The sequence below is a fragment of the Myxococcus faecalis genome, from assembly GCF_050039385.1.
In the GTDB taxonomy this organism is placed as follows: Bacteria; Myxococcota; Myxococcia; order Myxococcales; family Myxococcaceae; genus Myxococcus; species Myxococcus fulvus.
On record NZ_CP144336.1, the window covers coordinates 2,850,882 to 2,867,895 of the forward strand.

Consider the following 17,014-nt stretch of genomic DNA (forward strand, 5'->3'; position numbering starts at 1 on the left):
GGGCGGCAAGCAATCTGCCTCCGTAGCTCATTGGAAGAGCATCCGCCTCTTAAGCGGACGGCGAGGGTTCGAATCCCTCCGGAGGTACTCATACCGGGGTCGTCTAACCAGCAAGGATGGCGGACTCTGACTCCGCAGGTGCAGGTGCAAAGCCTGCCTCCGGTTCTCTCCATGCCCCTCTTCTGAGGGCCGGCTCCCTGCCGAAGTTCGCAGCACCAATCGGGCCCCGATTGAAGGACAACCGCAGGCCCCAGTCTCAAACCCCTGAATACCACTCGCCTTTCTACCGCTCAGAGAGTTCGAGTTCTCTAGAGAAAAACAGAGAACGAGTTCGCACAGAGTTTCGTTCGGGGAGCTTCACACTTGCCGACCTGGCGTAGGTGGTCCGCGCGCCCGTCTGAAGAGCGGGAGGACTCGGTTCGATTCCGAGGGTCGGCACTCGCAGCACTGCTTCACCTTCATAGGCCGCGCTCCGGGAGCAGCCTGGACTCCAAATCCGAGCGGGCGGGGTTCAACTCCTCGGCGGCCTGTTTCGTTTCGCCCCTGTAGCTCAACTGGTAGCAGCACCGGTTTCGTAAACCGGCGGTTGTCGGTTCGAACCCGACCGGGGGCACTGTTCTTCACGCAGTCATCATGGGTCCGTAGCTCAATGGGAGAGCACTCGGTTTGCACCCGAGCGGTCCGGGTTCGAGTCCCGGCGGTTCCACTTCTTGCCCTTGTAGCTCAGTGGATGAGAGCGCACGGTTCCGAACCGTGAGGCCGCAGGTTCAATCCCTGCCAGGGGCACTGTCTCTCCTCACGCTCCCGTAGCTCAGCGGAACCAGAGCACGCGCGTCCTAAGCGCAAGGTCGCAGGTTCGAATCCTGCCGGGGGCTTCACAAGCTTTCACCTCTTTCTGCGGTGTGGGGTCGGTGCCCCACTGGGCCTCATAAGCCCGGCCTCCAGGGTTCGACTCCCTGCTCCGCAACTCGTCTTTCGCACGCCGAGCCAGCTGGAGACGGCGACGGTCCCACACACCGTTCTCGCCGGGTTCGATTCCCGGGGCGTGCACTGTGTCCTCGAAGTCTTGCCGGTGTAGCCCAATGGGTAGAGGTGCCAGGTCGAGAACCTGGAGGTTGCGGGTTCGACTCCCGCCGCCGGCACTGTTCGTCGTCGTCGTGTCGTCGCAGGTCAGCAGGAGCTCCCGAAGTCCGTCCGCGTAGCCCAAACGGGAGAGGCCGCCGGCTCAAACCCGGCCCAGTGCGAGTTCGAGTCTCGCCGCGGATACAAACGAAAGGCGTTGCGTCATGGAGACGCTGGTTCTCAGTCAATCCTTCGAGCCCGTCGCGCGGATTCCCTGGCAGCGCGCCGTCATGCTCATCTTCCAGGGCAAGGTCGAGGTGGTCGAGGAGTACGAGGACCGCTTCGTGCGCTCGGTGACGGTGGAGATTCGCATGCCGTCCGTCATCCGGTTCTTCCGCGGCCTGCGCAAGGGGCCCAAGGGCGTGAAGTTCAGCCGGGAGAACGTCTACGTGCGAGACCACTGCCGCTGCCAGTACTGCGGCCTGAAGGTGTCGCGCGCGGAGGCCACGTATGACCACGTGGTGCCTCGCGCCCAGGGCGGCCGCACCACCTGGGACAACGTCGTCATCGCCTGCGTGCCCTGCAACCAGAAGAAGGGCAACCGGACGCCGGAGCACGCGAAGATGGCGCTGCGCTGCGCCCCGGTGAAGCCCAAGAAGCTGCCGGACACCCTGCACCTGTCGTTCGTCTTCGACAAGGGCATGCCCATGTCGTGGGCCAAGTTCCTCAGGGACGTGGCGTACTGGCATGGCGAGCTGGAGTCCTGAGCTCCCTCCGAGTGGAGGAGGTCCGCCAGAGGCGGGCCTCCGTCCCCTTCGTCCCCGCCCACACGGGTGACGGGGGATGAGGAGGTCCGCCAGAGGTGGACCTCCCGCCCGGAGGAAGCTCCCCGCGCGCCGGCAGGCGGGAGCGCCGCTGCCGGCACATTTCCTGGAAGACCGACGCCAGAGGCTGGCGGCCCGTTTCGAAAACGGTGCGGGTGCATGACGCGCTCGGGGTTCGAGTCCCCTGTCTTCCGCTGTGTCTTGGAGCATGCAGGCCGGGTGGCCGGCCGCCCGGCTGGAAATCGGGAGGGCCCTTCGGGGCCCGTGGTTCGACTCCACCCTGCTCCGGTCTGTCTCTTTGGAAGTTGGACTGGCGATGGCGCCAGGCCCCGCTGCTACCGGGTGCGAGCCGGCCTTCCGGCTTGGGGTTCGAGTCCTCCGACTTCCGCTGCCACACCCGCCCACCCTGGGTCCGGGCCCGGCTCGCACAGGCGGGCCTGTTGCCGACCCAGGCCGGGATTGCGCGCTCACCTCGACGGTTCAGCGGTTAGAGTGCGTGCTCCGGCGAGGGGGCGGTTGACGAGACATGGCGACGAGGAAGAGCGAGGACCAGGAGCGACTCATCGACCGGGACCTGACCGCGTTGGCCCGCGAGGGCCGGCTGCCGGCCGCCCATGGCGTGGACGCCGCGGTGACGGAGGTCCTCGGGTTGCTGACGCGCGGTGGCAAGCATCCCCTGCTGGCCGGAGACCCCGGCGTGGGCAAGAGCGCGCTCGTGCAGGAGGTGGCCCGGCGCATCGCCGAGGGCCGCGTGGACGCGGAGCTGGCGCAGGCCCGGCTGGTGGAGGTGTCCATCGCCAACATCCTCGCGCGCTCCACCCAACGACAGGCGGCGGAGAGCTTCGAGGAGCTGCTGGCCCGGCTCGCCCGGCAGGCCTGCCCCATCGTCTACATCCGTGATTTGCCCGTGGCGCTGGGCGGCCCCCTGGCCCCCGTCGCCGTGCGCGCGCTGCGCACCAGCGGCATGCGGTTCATCTTCGAGACCGAGCCCAAGCGCGTCCAGGAGCTCCTGCGCTCCGACGAGGCGCTCGCCGAGCGGCTCCACCTGCTGCCCCTGCACGAGCCTCCGCTGGAGAAGGCGCGCTGGGTGCTGGGACGGGTGGCGGAGGAGCTCGAGCGCGAGCTGCGGCTGCCCATCGACCCGGCGGCGTGCGACCTGGCGCTGCGGCTGTCGTCCAAGTTCCTGCTCGCGCAGCGCATGCCGCGCAAGGCCATCGAGCTGCTCAAGGAGACGGCGGCGGAAGCGGCGGGCGCGGCCAAGGACCACGTGGGTCCCGAGGACGTGCTCACCCGCTTCTGCGCCGCCACGCGCCTGCCGCGCTTCGTGGTGGACGACGCGATGCCGTTGGACCTGGAGGAGACCGAGCGCTTCTTCGGCGAGCGGCTCCTGGGCCAGACGGACGCGGTGGCGGCGGTGCTGCGCTCGGTGGCGCTGCTCAAGGCGGGGCTGAACGACCCCCGCCGGCCGCTGGGCGTGTTCCTGTTCGCGGGCCCCACGGGCGTGGGCAAGACACAGCTGGCGAAGCTGCTGGCCGAGTACCTCTTCGGCTCGGCGGACAGACTGGTGCGCCTGAACATGGCGGACTACCCGAACGACGGCGACGAGAGCGTGCCCTTCGGCGCGTCCTGGGCGCCGGCGCTGGAGACCCGGCGCGGCGAGCTGACGGCGCTGCTCGACGGCAAGGTGTTCTCCGTGCTGCTGCTGGACGAGTTCGAGAAGGCCGCGCGCAGCGTGCACGACCGCTACCTCCAGCTCTTCGACGAGGGCACGTTCGTCAACGGCGCGGGCGAGGTGGTGTCGTGCAACAACACGCTCATCGTCGCCACGTCCAACGTGGGCGCGGAGGTGTACCGCGAGCCCGCCATGGGCTTCGCGGGCACGCGGCGCGCGGAGGAGATGGTGACGGAGGTGGACCGGCGCATCGGCGAGTCCTTCCGTCCGGAGTTCCTCAACCGCTTCGACGCCATCTGTCACTTCCAGCCGCTGTCCAAGGTGGACATCCGCAAGATTGCCCAGCGCGAGGTGGGCCGCGTGCTGGAGCGCGAGGGCATCCGCGCGCGCTCGCTGGACGTGGAGGTGACGCCCGAGGTGGTCGACATCCTCGTCGAGCGCGGGTACTCGCCGCAGTTCGGCGCGCGCTACCTGCAGCGTGAAATCGAGAAGACGCTCACCGCGGCGCTCGCGGTGGAGATTGCGCGCAAGCCGCTGCCTCCGGGCACGCCCGTGCGCGTGGAGGCACGCGCGGGGGACCGGGTGGTGGCCGTGGCCGAGCCCGCAGCCCCGCCGCCGTCGCCCACCGCGCAGTTGCTGCTGCCCTCCGCGCGCGCGGCCCCGGTGAAGCGGCGGCTGGACCGCAAGTCGCTGCTGGTGGAGATGGACCGGCTGGTGGGCAAGGCGCGCGCGCTGGCGGCGTCCTCGGGGCGACCGGAGCTGGAGGAGCGCAGGACGGCCCTGCTCACGGAGACGCAGGCCCCCAACCTCTGGGACGACCCCACGCACGCGGCGGACGTCATCCGCGCCTTCCGGCTGGTGGAGGCCCACCTCAACGAGATGGAGCGGCTGGAGGCGGCGTGCTTGTTCGCCCGCCGGCTGGTGCGCGAGGCGAAGAACGAGGTGCAGCTGGGCTCCGCGGCGCGGCAGGTAGAGGAGGTCGCGCGCGAGGTGCAGATGGCCGAGGCGCTCCATGCCTCGGGCGCCTCGCAGCAGGACACCGAGGCGCTGGTGGACATCTGCGCGAGCGACTCGGCGGAGACGCAGGCGGTGTGGGTGCAGGAGCTGGCCACCATGTACCTGGGGTGGGCGCAGCGCCGGGGCTACGAGGCGGTGGCGGTGGCCGAGGCGGACGAGCCCTCGCGTGTCGTGGTGCGCATCGCCGGGCCGGGTGCATACGGGTTCCTCGCGGGAGAGGCGGGCATGCACCGACGCCTGGAGGACGAGAAGCGCCAGCGCGCGTATGTCCGCGTGCACCGGGGCGGCGCGCTCTCCGAGGAGGAGTTGGAGCTCTTGGAGGTGCTGGGCCGTCCGGTGAAGAGCCACGAGGGCGCCTACCTCCAGCGCGTGCGCACGGAGGTGACGGTGAAGGACGAGTCCACCGGGCGCGTGCTCACGCTCACCGGCGCGGGGGAGCTGGAGGAGCTCAAGGACATCGCCGCGCGCGTGGTGGCGGGCCAGGGCGGCAGCACGGATGAGGCGCGCCGCTACTACCTGGGACGCAGCGCCCGGGTAGAGGACCCGCGCACCGGCGCCGGCACGCCCCGCGTGAAGGACGTGCTGCGAGGCGAGCTGGACGTGTTCATCGCCGCGTGGATTTCACGCGCCCCCACCGAGCCTCCGCTGGGGAGCTGAAGGCGGCGAGGGGACGGGCTCGACGGCCCCGTCCCCTCCGCCCTCACGCTAGTTCGTCACCGTCAGCGGGGTGGTGCGCGTGTTGTTGTCCTCGCGCAGCTCCTGCTGCGCCAGGAACGAGTCCACGTAGGCACCGAGGAACCGGGCACCGGGCGCCCCCTGCGCATCCGGGGGCAGGCTCACCTGCAGGTTGGTCACCGACTGCGTGATGCAGGCTCCCGGGGCCAGGCTGGGGATGTTCGCGCCTCCCATGGGCACCTGGTCCAGCGGCGGCACGCCACCCGGGGGCACGGGCGCCTCCGGGGCGAGGCTCGTGTCCAACGAGACCACGAACGTCACCGTGCTCGAGGCGCTCGCCGTCGTCCCCTGGTTGCACACCCGAACCGTCGCGGAGATGCGGCTGCCGGAGATGGCCGACACCGGCCCCGTCAGCGAGGACACGACGAGGTCCGGCCTCGCGCCGATACCGATGAGCCCGTGGACGAAGGTGTTGTTGTCCTCGCGCAGCTCCTGCACCTGCGACGCGGCGTCGACGATGGCGCCCAGGTGGAAGACCCAGCCCTGCAGGCCCGGCGGTGCGGTCACCGACACGGTGGTGCTGCGCTGCAGGCACTGACTCACGGCCAGGGCGGGCACGTCCACGGTGCCGAGCGGCTGCTGTTCCTCCGAAGGCAGCGGCGACGCGGAGAGTTGGTCATCGACCGACAGCAGGAGGCGGACACTCGACACGGGGCTGGGCATCGTCCCGTGGTTGCAGACCATCACGGAGACAGACAGGGACTGGCCATTCTGCGCGCTGGCCGGCGCGGTCATCGCGGTCACGACCAGGTCGGAGCGGCTGCCCACGCCGATGAGGCCGTGGAGGAAGACGTTGTTGTCCTCGCGCAGCTCCTGCACGGAGTTCGTCTCGTCGACGATGGCACCCAGGAAGTAGGCACCATCGCCCTGCGCGTCCGGCGGCAGCCAGGCGTTCGGTGTGAGCGAGCGGGAGAGGCACTGGCCGATGGCGAGCGCGGGGACATCCACGCTCCCGAGCATCACCTGGTCCATGGCGGGAGGCGCGGACGGCGCGGTGGCCGTCAGCACGGCGTCCGTCGACAGGTAGACGCGCGCGGTGGACGGCGGGCTCGACAGGGTGCCGCGATTGCAGACATTCACGGACAAGGCGAGCGGCAGGCTCACCCCCACGCTCCGGGGCGCGGTCATCGCGGTGATGACCAGGTCCGGGCGCTGGCCGACGCCCACGCGCTTCACGAAGCTGTTGTTGTCCTCGCGCAGCTCCTGCACGGACGACGGCTCATCCACGATGGCGCCCAGGAAGAACGCGCCACCCCCTTGCGAGTCCGGCGGAATGGAGGCCCACACCGGGTTGGAGCGCGTGGTGCACTGGCCCGCGCCGAGGGACGGCACGGAGACGGAGCCCACCGGGACCTGGTCCATGGGCGCGGGGCCGGGGCTCGACGACATGGGCGAGAGCACCGCGTCCGAGGACACGAAGAGCTGCGCCTGCGTCGAGTTGCTGGGGCGGGTGCCCTGGTTGCACACCGTCACCGTCACCGTGGTGGGCCCCGAGGTTGGCAGGCTCTCCGGCGAGCCCAGCGCCGTGACGACCAGATCCGGCATGAGGCCCACGCCCACTTGCCCCTGGATGAAGGCGTTGTTGTCCTCGCGCAGCTCCTGCACGGAGGGCGGGTCGTCCACGATGGCGCCCAGGTAGTACGCCCCATCGCCCGTTCCAGCCGGCGGGATGACGGCGCCCGGCATCGCCCCTTCGCGCACCAGGCACGCGCCCGGGCTCAGCGAGGGCACGAAGATTTCACCCTGCGGCGTCTGGTCCAGCGGCATCGACGGGCCGGGCCACGGCGTCATCGGCGTCAGGGCCGTGTCCGTCGACAGGTAGACCTGCGCGCGAGCGGGGTTGCTCGGCTGGGTGCCCTGGTTGCACACCGTCACCGTCGCCTGGAAGGGCTGCCCCGAGGCGAGGCTCGGCGGCGCGGTCATCGCGGTGATGACCAGGTCCGGCCCGTTGCCCACGCCGACCAGCCCCTTCACGAAGGTGTTGTTGTCCTCGCGAAGCTCCAGCACCTGGTTCACGTCATCCACGACGGCGCCCACGTAGAAGGGGCCCGCGCCCGTCGCACCCGGCGGCACCATGGGCCAGCCCGTCAGCGAGCGCGTCGCGCACTGTCCCGGCACCAGCGAGGACACCTGGACGTCGCCCACCGGCGACTGGTTCGGCGGCATGGGCGCGGGGCCCGACGGCATGGGCGACAGCGTCGGAGTCGTGGAGAGGTAGAGCTGCGCGCGCACCGGGTTGCTGGACTGCGTGCCCTGGTTGCACACCGTCACCGTCGCCTGGAAGGACTGGCTGAAGGACATCGAGGGCGGAGCCTGCACGTCCGTGACGACGAGGTCCGGGCGATACCCCAGCCCCACCAGGCCCTTCACGAAGGTGTTGTTGTCCTCGCGCAGCTCCAGCACCTCGCCCGCGTCATCCACGATGGCACCCAGATAGAGCGCGGTGGCCTCCGTGGGCATGGGCGGGAACGAGGGCCAGACACTCTCCTCGCGCGTCAGGCATTGGCCAGGCGCGAGCGACGGGAACGAGCCCATGCCCACCTGCACCTGGTCCGACGGCGGAGGCCCCGGAGGCGTCATCGGCGTCAGCACGTCATCGAGCGACAGGTACAGCCCGAGCCGCGCCCAGCCACTGGACTGCGTGCCCTGGTTGCACACCGTCACGCGGACGGGAGTGGACTGCCCGGGCGTGAAGCTCGCGGGAGACGACAGCTCCCGGACCACCAGGTCCGCGCGACTGCCCACCCCGATGACGGTGGTCGCGTGGGTGTTGTTGTCCTCGCGCAGCTCCGGCACGGAGGCCGGGTCGTCCACGATGGCGCCCAGCACATACCGCCCCTGGCCATTTCCCGACGGCGGCAGCCACGCGCCGACTTGCGAGAAGCGAGCGATGCACTGCCCCGGCTCCAACCAGGGGAGCTGCAGCGAGCCCACCACGACCTGGTCCTGCGGAGGCGCGCCGGGCCCCGACGGCGTCAACACATCATCCACGGAGAGCAGGAAGCTCACCCACGTGCTGGAGGAGGCCGTCGTGCCCTGGTTGCACACGCGGGCCTGGACCTCGAACATCTGCTGCGTCATCACGCTGGCGGGAGCGCGCAGCTCCGTGATGACCAGGTCCGGGAGATTGCCCACGCCGATGCGCTGGACCGCGCTGTTGTTGTCCTCCCGCAGCTCTTGGACGGAGGACGGGTCATCCACGATGGCCCCCACGTAGTAGGCGCCGTCCTGCTGGGCCAACGCAGGCAGCGAGGCGGTCAGCGAGACCTCGCGCGATACACAGGCTCCTGGAGTAAGCGTCTGCGACAGGGAGAAGTCTCCCACGAGCAGCTGGTCCAGCGGAGGAGCCTGGGGGCCGCTGGGTGTCAGCACGTCATCCACGGACATGAAGAACCGGGTCTGCACGCCGCTGACCGGCGCGCTGCCCTGGTTGCACACCGTCAGCGCGGCGTTGAAGCCCTGACCCCGACTCACACTCGCGGGGACCCGCAGCTCGCGGATGACGAGGTCCGGCCCCGTCTGGAGCGGACTGGATGCCGCCTCGACTCCGGGCTCCCGCGAGGCCCCTTCGCCTCCCGAACAGCCCGTGCCCACACCGATGAACAAACCCATGACCAGCCAACTCGTGGCGGTCACGCTCCACTCCGGCCTCTTCATGAAGTCTCCCGTTGAAGTCACATGTGGAGCACGGCGACGAGCCTCGACGCCGGCTCCAGGCACGCGTACTAAGGGTGTGGCCGCCCGAATGAAAGCCCTGATGAAACATGACCGTTTCATGAAGTCGGAAAGGACTCCCTCGACGACAAAACCTCACTTCTCGATACGTGTGACGGCGAGCGAGTCCCCAGCGCCCCCTGAGCGCGACGCGCATCCACGGGTCAACGTGTCGAGGGCCTCGGGTTGCCCTGTGTGGAAGTCCTCTGCTATCGCGCGCCTCGCGCCGCATGCGGCGAACTGCCCCGGGGGGCTGTCCATGGCGAAGGGTTCCGAGACGATGCGAGGGTTTGCCGCGCTGCTGGTGCTGTTGACGACGTCCGCGTTCGCGGCCGAGCCCTTCTCGCAGGGCATGGTCACCATCACCCTGGATGACGGCTGGGCCACCCAGTACACCAAGGCGCGGCCCGCGCTGAATGCGCGAGGGATTCCCGCGACGTATGGAATCATCACCCAGGCGCTCGCCCAGGGCTGGGGTGGCTACATGAGCACCTCCCAAGTCCAGACGCTCATCGCCGAGGGCAATGGCATCGCCAGCCATACCCTCACGCACCCGGACCTCACCACGCTGTCGCCCACCGAGCTCGTCGCCGAGCTGCGGGACTCGCGCGACTGGCTGGTGGGGTCGCTGGGCCTGAGCGCGGTGCCGGATTTCATCATCCCGTATGGGGCCTACGACGCCACCGTGCTCGCCTCCATCCGGCAGCACTACGCCAGCAGCCGCACGGTGAACGCGGGCCGGAACTTCCGCGACACCATCGTGTACGAGCTGCGTGGCAACGACGTGGCGCGTGGCGTCTCCGTCGCCACGGTGCGCGGCTGGATTGACCAGGCCCTCGCGGAGAAGAGCTGGCTCATCCTCGTCTTCCACGAGTTCGTGGACGGAACGCCGACCCGCGACACGCAATACAAGACGTCCAACTTCGCGAGCATCCTGGACCACCTCCGCACCCGGGGCGCGCTCACGGTGACGCTGTCGCAGGGGCTCGCGCTGATGAACGGCCGCACGGAGCCGGAGCCGACCGCGGGGATGAGCATCTATGGCGATGCCCTGGAGGGAGGCTTCGCGGATTGGAGCTGGGCAGAGCACTCGCTGGACGAGACGACCACGGTCCACTCGGGCTCGGCGTCCATCCGCTTCGAGCCCGACGCGTGGGCGGGGTTGATGCTCCACCACTCGGGCGTGGACCTGTCGGGGTACCAGTCCCTGGAGTTGTGGGTGCATGGTGGCACCACGGGCGGTCAGGGGGTGCGCGTCGTGCTGCATGACGGCACCAACGTGCTCGGGAGTCAGCGGCTGGACGAGGCGCTGGGCGGGCCGCTGGTCGCGGGCGAGTGGCGCAAGGTCACGCTCTCGCTCGATGCGCTGGGGGCCTCGTCGGGCGTGATGCAGGACCTCTACATCCAGGACGACTCGGGAGCAGACCAGGCGGCGGTGTACCTGGACTCAATCGCTCTCATCCCCCGATGAGGCTCCCGGGCGGCGCGGGGTCGGCTCGCCGCGCCGCGGCATCCGGGGGTGGGGCCGAAAGGACAGACAGGGCTCCCATCGGCTGAGAATGGGCTGTGTCCGACCCTTGTGTGGCCCATTGGGAGTCGCGAATCCGGGCCCCCTTCTCATGTACCCGCCGTGTGGGGTTACATCCGAGGGGTGTCCTGCTTCGACGAGAAGACCGCGCAAGCGCTGGTCAGCGGTGTGCTCTCCGTCGCGGAGGCCCAGCGCCTGCGGCGTCATGCGGAGGGATGCCGTGCGTGCGCGGCGCTCCTGGCGAGGCTGACACCGCCCGGCAGCGCGGCACATCGCGTCACGCCGCAGCAGGAGGACGCCACGGAGCTGGCCCTACCGCGCGCCGCGTTGATGGCGATGGTGGGGGATTTCGACCCGCCCACGGAGCCACTGCGTGCCGCGCGGAAGAGGGGCATGGACCCGGAGGTGGGCAGTTCGAGCGCTCATCCCGAGGAGGCCGCGCCGGACGCGGGGACACTGATTGCGCCAGTGCCCCGGCGCCTGGAGGGTCCGAAGACGTTGCTGGAGCTCCCAGCGGTCGCGGAGGCGGGGACCCAGATTGCGCCGGCGCCGAAGGTGTCCATGAGTTCGGGGCAACCGTCGCGGCCTCCCGTCGGCGCGAGCAGTCCCGTCACCTCGCCTCCAGCGTCATCCGCGAATGAGGGACGTTCGGCCGCGGCTCCACCGGCTCCGCTCGGGACGAGCGTGGCGGCCACATCGGCTCCAGCGTCATCCGTGGCGGCTGGACGCTCGCCTACGCCACCAGCGGGGCCTCTCAGGACGAACGCGGCGGCGACATCGGCTCCAGCGTCTTCCGAGAATGAGGGACGTGCACTTGCGCCACCAGCGGAGCCTCTCAGGACGAACGCGGCGGCGACATCGGACCCAGCATCATCCGCGAATGCTGGACGTGCACCGACGCCACCAGCGGGGCCTCTCAGGACGAACGCGGCGGCGACATCGGACCCAGCATCAGCCGTGGCTGCTGGACGTGCACCTACGCCACCAGCGAGTCCCCTCGGGATGAACGCGGCGACCCCTTCTTCCCCGGCCTCGTCCGCAAGCACGAGGCAGTCCCCCGTGAATCCATCGCGCACCCTGGTCGGTGAAGACGCTTCCGCGTCTCCTCCGCCGTCGCGCCCCCTGGCCGGCGCGAGCAGCTCCGTGCCGCCGCCGTCATCGCGGGCACCGGTGGGCACGAGCACCTCCAGTCCTTCGCCTCCCTCTCGGCCACTGGTCGGAGCAAGCACCTCCGTACCCTCGCCTGCCTCTCGGCCGATGGCCGGTGCGAGCGCCTCCGGTCCTCCGCCTCCCTCCGCCTCCGAGGCGGTCGCGGCTTCCCAAGGCCCGTCCAGCGCCGGCGCTCCATCACCGACCTACGGCGAGGGCACGCAGGTCGCTCCTCCGCCCCGCCCTCCCGTCGTCGAGGGCACGCAGGTCGCTCCGCCACCCCGCCCTCCCGTCGTCGAGGGCACACAGGTCGCTCCTCCGCCCCGCCCTCCCTTCGGCGCTGGCACGCAGGTCGCTCCGCCACCCGGCAACAGCCAGCGTGTGCCTCGCCCATCGTCGGAGCCGCCATCCATCGAGGCTCCCTCGCGGACGCTCGTCGGCCGGTACCACATCCTCGACAAGCTGGGCTCGGGCGGCATGGGCGTCGTCTACAACGCCTACGACCCGGAGCTGCACCGCCGCGTCGCCATCAAGCTGCTCCACCCGAGCGCCAACACCGTGGTCCGCGCCGACGGCGCGACGCGCCTGCTGCGAGAGGCCCAGGCCATGGCCCGCCTCTCCCACCCCAACGTCGTCTCCGTCTACGACGCGGGCACCTTCGCCGGCCGCGTCTTCATCGCCATGGAGCTGGTCGACGGCGTGTCCCTGCGCCACTGGCTGCGCGCCACGGACCACTCCTGGCGCGACGTCCTCGACCTCTTCCGCCAGGCTGGCAAGGGGCTCGCCGCCGCGCACGCCGCCGGGCTCGTCCACCGTGACTTCAAGCCCGCCAACGTGCTCGTCAGCCGCGACGGCCGCGCGCAGGTGACGGACTTCGGACTGGCTCGCAACAGCGCGGACCAGGACGCCGCCGAGGAAGGCCGCCCCACCGCGCCCTCCCAGCTCGCCCTGCGGCGCGAAGACCTCCTGGAGTCCCCGCTCACCGAGGCGGGCCTCGTCATGGGCACGCCCGCGTACATGCCGCCCGAGCAACACGAGGACGGACGCACCGACGCGCGCGGAGACCAGTTCAGCTTCTGCGCCTCGCTCTACGAGGCCCTCTACGGACAGCTCCCCTTCGAGGGCAAGGCCGCCAGCGTCTACCTGCGCGAGTCGCTCGCCGGCAACGTGCGCCCACCTCCGCGAGGCAGCCGCGTCCCCGCGTGGTTGCTGCGCGCCATCAGCCGGGGACTCGCGCCCACCCCCGACGCCCGCTACCCCTCCATGGAGGCCCTGCTCGCGGAGCTGAGCAAGGACCCGTCCGTCATCTGGCGACGCCGGGGCATCATGGCCGCCGGCGTGCTCGTGCTCTACGGCGCCATCGGCGTCGCGTGGTGGATGGGCAATCGCCGTCACGCGCCTTGTCTGGAGGCAGGGGCGCGGCTGACGGGCATCTGGGACGCCTCGCGCAGGGACGCCGTGAGCAAGGCGTTCTCCGCCACCCACAAGCCCCAGGCCCCCGAGCTGCTGTCGCGCGTGACGCAGAGCCTGGACACCTTCGCCCAGGACTGGACGCGCATGCACCTGGAGGCCTGCGAGGCCACCCGTGTGCATGGCCACCAATCCGACGCGGTGCTGTCCCTGCGCATGGCGTGCCTGGAGCGGCGCCGCTCGACGCTCGACGCCGTGGTGGGCGTGCTCGCGCAGACGGACGAAGCCTCCTTCGCCACCGCGCTGGACGCCGCCCAGCGGCTGCCCTCCGTCGACGACTGCGCGAACGTGGACGCCCTGCGCCTGGGCCTCCCCGAGTCGAGCGAGCAACGCCAGCGCGTGGAGCGCCTCCGCGCCGGACTGGACCGCACCACCGCCCTGGTGGACGCGGGCCGCTACGAGCAGGCCCACACGGAGCTCCAGGCGCTGCTCGTCCAGGCCCGCGCGCTCGGCTACCGCCCCGTGCTCGCGGAGGCGCTGGAGCTGGAGGGACGCCTGGGCCTGGTGCTCGGAGACGAAGCGCGCGCGCAGAAGGCGCTGCGAGAGGCCCTGCTCCTCGCCCAGGCCACGCGCCATGACGAGGTCGCCGCGCGCGCCGCCGCCCGCTGGGTCACCACCCTCTCGCGCTCCCCCGAGCTCGAGGAGTGGGGCGTCGCGCAGGCCCGCGCCAGCATCGAGCGCGCGGGGGGCGCCCCGGAGCTGGAGGCCCTGCTCCACACGAGCCTCGCGCGCAACGCGTTCTTCCGCGGCCAGTACGCCGAGGCCGCGGAGGCCTTCGGTCGCTCGGCGGCCCTGCGCGAACAGGCGCACGGCCCCGAGCACCTGCTCACGCTCGAGTCCCTGCGCAATCAAGCCTCCGCTCTCTCCCGCACCGACGAGACGGAGCGCACCTCGAAGCTGCTCCACCGCGTGCTCGACCTCACGAAGGTGGTGATGGGGCCCGACCATCCCCAGACGGCCCTGGCCGCCAACGCCGTCGGCTATCACCTGACGCTCCGCCGCCGCTTCGACGAGGCCCTGCCCTACCTGCACCAGGCCATCACCCTGGAGGAGCGCGCGATGGGCCCCGACAGCGCGACGCTCAGCTATCCCCTCAACAACCTTGCTACCGCATTGGAATCCCTCGGGCGCTTCTCGGAGGCGCGTCCACTGCGGGAGCGCGCCCTCGCGCTGGACCTGAAGACCCACGGCGCCACGCATCCGGAGACCGCGGCCGACTGGGCGCTTCTGGCCCAGCTCGCGTTGAGCGAGGGACGCACGCGCGACGCGGTGGAGCTGGCCCGCAGCAGCGTGAACGCCTACGAGGCCTTCCAGAAGGGCCACCCCGACCAGGCCGCGCCGCTGACCACGCTCGGCCTCGCGCAGCTCGCGCTGGGACGCACCCGCGAGGCCCGGGCCACGCTGGAGCGCGCCCTCACCCTGCGGGCCACCACGCCGGGCCTCGGAGAGGACCTGGCCGCCACCCGCTTCGCCCTCGCCCGCGCCCTCGGCGCCGCCGAGTCCTCCCGCGCGCGCTCTCTCGCGCAGCAGGCCCTGGGCTTCTACGAGGCCACACCGGACCTGTGGACCGCCGAGGCCCGCCGCGTCCGGGACTGGATGAGCACCGGCCCCGTGTCACGTCCCTGAAAAGCCAACCCTCGAAAACCATCCCAAGCACCTTCGCGCCGGCCTCGCCCGATACTCCCCATGCAAGCCTTTTCACTGAAGGCACCGCACGCGATGGGGGATTGCGTCATGAGCATCGACAAGCCATCGAAGTCCGCCGCCAGGATGGGGCCACGCCCGGCCACCTCGAAGCCCACTCCCCCGGCGCCCCGGCCCGCGTCACCGAAGACGGGAGCCCCCTCGACCCCTCGCCGGGACAGGTTCGACGGGCACAGGCTGGAGGGCGCGGGGCTCCCCATCCGACTCTCCGGGCAGCCCCCTCGGCCGTTCCTGAGGCTGCCGCTCAGGCCCTGGACCCCTCACACGAAGCTGGAGCCCTGGAGCGGCGTCGCCCAGAAGCCCTGGCTGCGCTACCCGGACCTCTTCGGCACCGGCGCCACCGCCCGGCCCGCGTCGCCCTGCGGCTGCGGCCTGCCCATCCGTCTCTCCTAGGTCGCCCGCTGTCCAGGCTCATCGCCGGGGTCCGCGGCCCCTCCATGGATGTCACGGCGAAACTTTCCACCGCGCGAGGCGGGGTGAGTCCTTAGACTCCCCCAAATGCTTCAAGTCATTCCCCTGGGCGGCCTGGGAGAAATCGGCCTCAACTCCCTGGTCATCGCCTGCAACGGGGAGATGCTGCTCATCGACGCGGGCCTGATGTTCCCCTCCGAGGGGATGCCCGGCGTCGACATCATCATCCCGGACTTCACCCACCTGAAGCAGAACGCCGCCTGCCTCAAGGGCGTGGTGCTCACGCACGGCCACGAGGACCACCTGGGCGCGCTGCCCTACCTGCTGGGCGAGGTGAATGTGCCCGTGTACGGCACGCGCTTCACGCTGGCCATGGCGCGCCACCGGCTGGACGAGCTGGGCGTGGAGGCGGACCTGCGCGAAATCGAGCCGCGCGAGCCGTTCAACGTCGGCACCATGTTCAAGGTGGAGGCCAGCCGCGTCACGCACACCGTGCCGGACGCGGTGGGCTTCATCATCCGCACGCCCGAAGGCACCTTCATCCACACCGGCGACTTCAAGCTGGACCCGGACCCCATCGACGGGCTGCGCACGGACCTGGAGCGCTGGGGCGAGGCCGGCGAGGAGGGCGTGCTGTGCCTCTTGTCGGACTCCACCAACTCCGAGCTGACGGAGGAGACCGGCAGCGAGCGCGTGGTGGAGCAGACCTTCGAGCGCCTGTTCCAGGGCGCCACCGGCCGCATCGTCGTGGCCCTGTTCTCCTCCAATCTGCACCGCGTGCGACATCTCCTGACGCTCGCGGAGAAGCTGGGGCGCAAGGTGGCCCTGCAGGGCCGCAGCATGCAGCGCAACGTGGAGATGGCGCGGCAGCTGGGCTACCTGGACGTGCCCGACTCGCTCTTCGTGCACCTGGACACGGTGCCGCTGCTCCCCGCCCAGCGCGTGCTCGTGCTCACCACCGGCGCGCAGGGAGAGCCCCGCGCGGGCCTGTCGCAGCTCGCCTCCGGTGACGGGCCGCTGAAGGTGGGCCCCGGAGACCTGGTGGTCCTCAGCTCCCGCCCCATCCCCGGCAACGAGCGCGGCGTGGGGGCGTTGATCGACCAGCTGCACTGGCGGGGCGCGAAGGTCGTGTACGCCCAGGTGGAGCCCGGCGTCCACGTGTCCGGCCACGCCAGCCGGCCCCAGCAGCAGCGCGTGCTGGAGCTGGTGCGCCCCAGCCACTTCATCCCCGTCCATGGCGAAGGCCGCCACCTGCACCGACACCTGGCCACCGCCCGCGAGGCCGGCCTGGAGCCCGCGCAGTGCCTGCTGGCCCAGGACGGCGACGTCGTGGGCTTCGAGGAGGGCCGGGGCCGCTTCACCGGGAGCGTGCCCTCCGGCCGCATCTTCAAGGACCGCTTTGGAGGCGGCATGGTGACGCCGGACACACTCCACGAGCGGGTCCGCCTGTCCGAGACGGGGCTGGTGGCCGCCGTCGTGGTGCTGCAGCGGGGCACGCAGCAGCTGGTGGGCGGCCCCCAGCTGTCGGGCCAGGGCCTGTCGCTGGATGAACAGGTGCTGCTGCCCCGGGTGGCCCAGGACGCCCGGGCGCTCTTCGAGGAGCTGTCCGTCCAGCTGCGGGGCGACGACGCCCTGGTGCGAGAGGAACTCACCCGGGTGGTGCGCCGTGCGTTCCGACTGTACAGCTCCAAGCGCCCCCTGGTGGTGCCCATGGTCGTCAGGGTGTAG

At 70.9% G+C, this 17,014-nt stretch carries 7 protein-coding genes and 12 tRNA genes; 18 read left to right on the plus strand and 1 reads right to left on the minus strand.

From position 1 onward, the window contains the following. The first annotated feature begins 16 nt into the window (after window positions 1-16). The 14 genes from VZQ01_RS11195 (at window position 17) to VZQ01_RS11260 (ending at window position 5,232) form a co-directional block, all read left to right on the plus strand. Window positions 17-87, plus strand: a tRNA-Lys gene (locus VZQ01_RS11195). Between the two features lie 5 nt (window positions 88-92). Continuing rightward, a tRNA-Gln gene (locus VZQ01_RS11200) sits at window positions 93-165 on the plus strand. Window positions 166-365: 200 nt separating this feature from the next. After that, window positions 366-438 (plus strand) — tRNA-Phe (locus VZQ01_RS11205). Between the two features lie 101 nt (window positions 439-539). After that, a tRNA-Thr gene (locus VZQ01_RS11210) sits at window positions 540-613 on the plus strand. A 22-nt stretch (window positions 614-635) separates the two neighbouring features. Continuing rightward, window positions 636-706 (plus strand) — tRNA-Ala (locus VZQ01_RS11215). A gap of 6 nt (window positions 707-712) precedes the next feature. Next, window positions 713-786: transfer RNA gene (locus tag VZQ01_RS11220), tRNA-Arg, on the plus strand. Between the two features lie 14 nt (window positions 787-800). Continuing rightward, window positions 801-875: transfer RNA gene (locus VZQ01_RS11225), tRNA-Arg, on the plus strand. A 102-nt stretch (window positions 876-977) separates the two neighbouring features. Beyond that, window positions 978-1,050, plus strand: a tRNA-Val gene (locus VZQ01_RS11230). 18 nt (window positions 1,051-1,068) lie between these two features. Next, window positions 1,069-1,142 (plus strand) — tRNA-Leu (locus tag VZQ01_RS11235). Between the two features lie 50 nt (window positions 1,143-1,192). Further along, window positions 1,193-1,266, plus strand: a tRNA-Leu gene (locus VZQ01_RS11240). A 20-nt stretch (window positions 1,267-1,286) separates the two neighbouring features. Beyond that, window positions 1,287-1,829 (plus strand): HNH endonuclease, encoded by a 543-nt coding sequence (locus VZQ01_RS11245; RefSeq protein WP_074949914.1) that lies wholly within the window; start codon window positions 1,287-1,289, stop codon window positions 1,827-1,829. A gap of 165 nt (window positions 1,830-1,994) precedes the next feature. Then, window positions 1,995-2,080 (plus strand) — tRNA-Ser (locus VZQ01_RS11250). A 9-nt stretch (window positions 2,081-2,089) separates the two neighbouring features. Further along, a tRNA-Ser gene (locus tag VZQ01_RS11255) sits at window positions 2,090-2,174 on the plus strand. 238 nt (window positions 2,175-2,412) lie between these two features. Then, entirely contained in the window at window positions 2,413-5,232 is a 2,820-nt protein-coding gene (locus tag VZQ01_RS11260) for an AAA family ATPase (RefSeq protein WP_141332461.1), read from the plus strand. Between the two features lie 48 nt (window positions 5,233-5,280). On the opposite strand, the gene VZQ01_RS11265 is transcribed toward VZQ01_RS11260, so the two are convergent. Next, complete coding sequence (locus tag VZQ01_RS11265) at window positions 5,281-8,922, minus strand: CARDB domain-containing protein (protein WP_426747815.1); 3,642 nt, start codon at window positions 8,920-8,922, stop codon at window positions 5,281-5,283. A 361-nt stretch (window positions 8,923-9,283) separates the two neighbouring features. Between VZQ01_RS11265 and VZQ01_RS11270 the strand changes: the two genes are divergently transcribed. The 4 genes from VZQ01_RS11270 (at window position 9,284) to VZQ01_RS11285 (ending at window position 17,014) form a co-directional block, all read left to right on the plus strand. Beyond that, window positions 9,284-10,495: a polysaccharide deacetylase family protein gene (locus VZQ01_RS11270; RefSeq protein ID WP_267697672.1), complete on the plus strand. Its 1,212-nt coding sequence runs from the start codon at window positions 9,284-9,286 to the stop codon at window positions 10,493-10,495. Between the two features lie 1,587 nt (window positions 10,496-12,082). Further along, a complete protein-coding gene (locus VZQ01_RS11275; protein WP_426747816.1) occupies window positions 12,083-14,797 on the plus strand; it encodes a serine/threonine-protein kinase in 2,715 nt (904 codons plus the stop codon). A 108-nt stretch (window positions 14,798-14,905) separates the two neighbouring features. Further along, entirely contained in the window at window positions 14,906-15,268 is a 363-nt protein-coding gene (locus VZQ01_RS11280; RefSeq protein WP_248545814.1) for a hypothetical protein, read from the plus strand. A gap of 105 nt (window positions 15,269-15,373) precedes the next feature. Next, the gene (locus VZQ01_RS11285; protein ID WP_223747763.1) at window positions 15,374-17,014 is read left to right on the plus strand and encodes a ribonuclease J; all 1,641 of its coding nucleotides are present in this window, start codon (window positions 15,374-15,376) and stop codon (window positions 17,012-17,014) included.

Excerpts from the sequence above, each read along its gene's own strand:
- VZQ01_RS11245 (WP_074949914.1), top strand. The coding sequence starts at position 1,287 with ATGGAGACGCTGGTTCTCAGTCAATCCTTCGAGCCCGTCGCGCGGATT.
- VZQ01_RS11285 (WP_223747763.1), top strand. The coding sequence starts at position 15,374 with ATGCTTCAAGTCATTCCCCTGGGCGGCCTGGGAGAAATCGGCCTCAAC.
- VZQ01_RS11260 (WP_141332461.1), top strand. The coding sequence starts at position 2,413 with ATGGCGACGAGGAAGAGCGAGGACCAGGAGCGACTCATCGACCGGGAC.
- VZQ01_RS11280 (WP_248545814.1), top strand. The coding sequence starts at position 14,906 with ATGAGCATCGACAAGCCATCGAAGTCCGCCGCCAGGATGGGGCCACGC.
- VZQ01_RS11265 (WP_426747815.1), bottom strand. The coding sequence starts at position 8,922 with ATGGGTTTGTTCATCGGTGTGGGCACGGGCTGTTCGGGAGGCGAAGGG.
- VZQ01_RS11270 (WP_267697672.1), top strand. The coding sequence starts at position 9,284 with ATGGCGAAGGGTTCCGAGACGATGCGAGGGTTTGCCGCGCTGCTGGTG.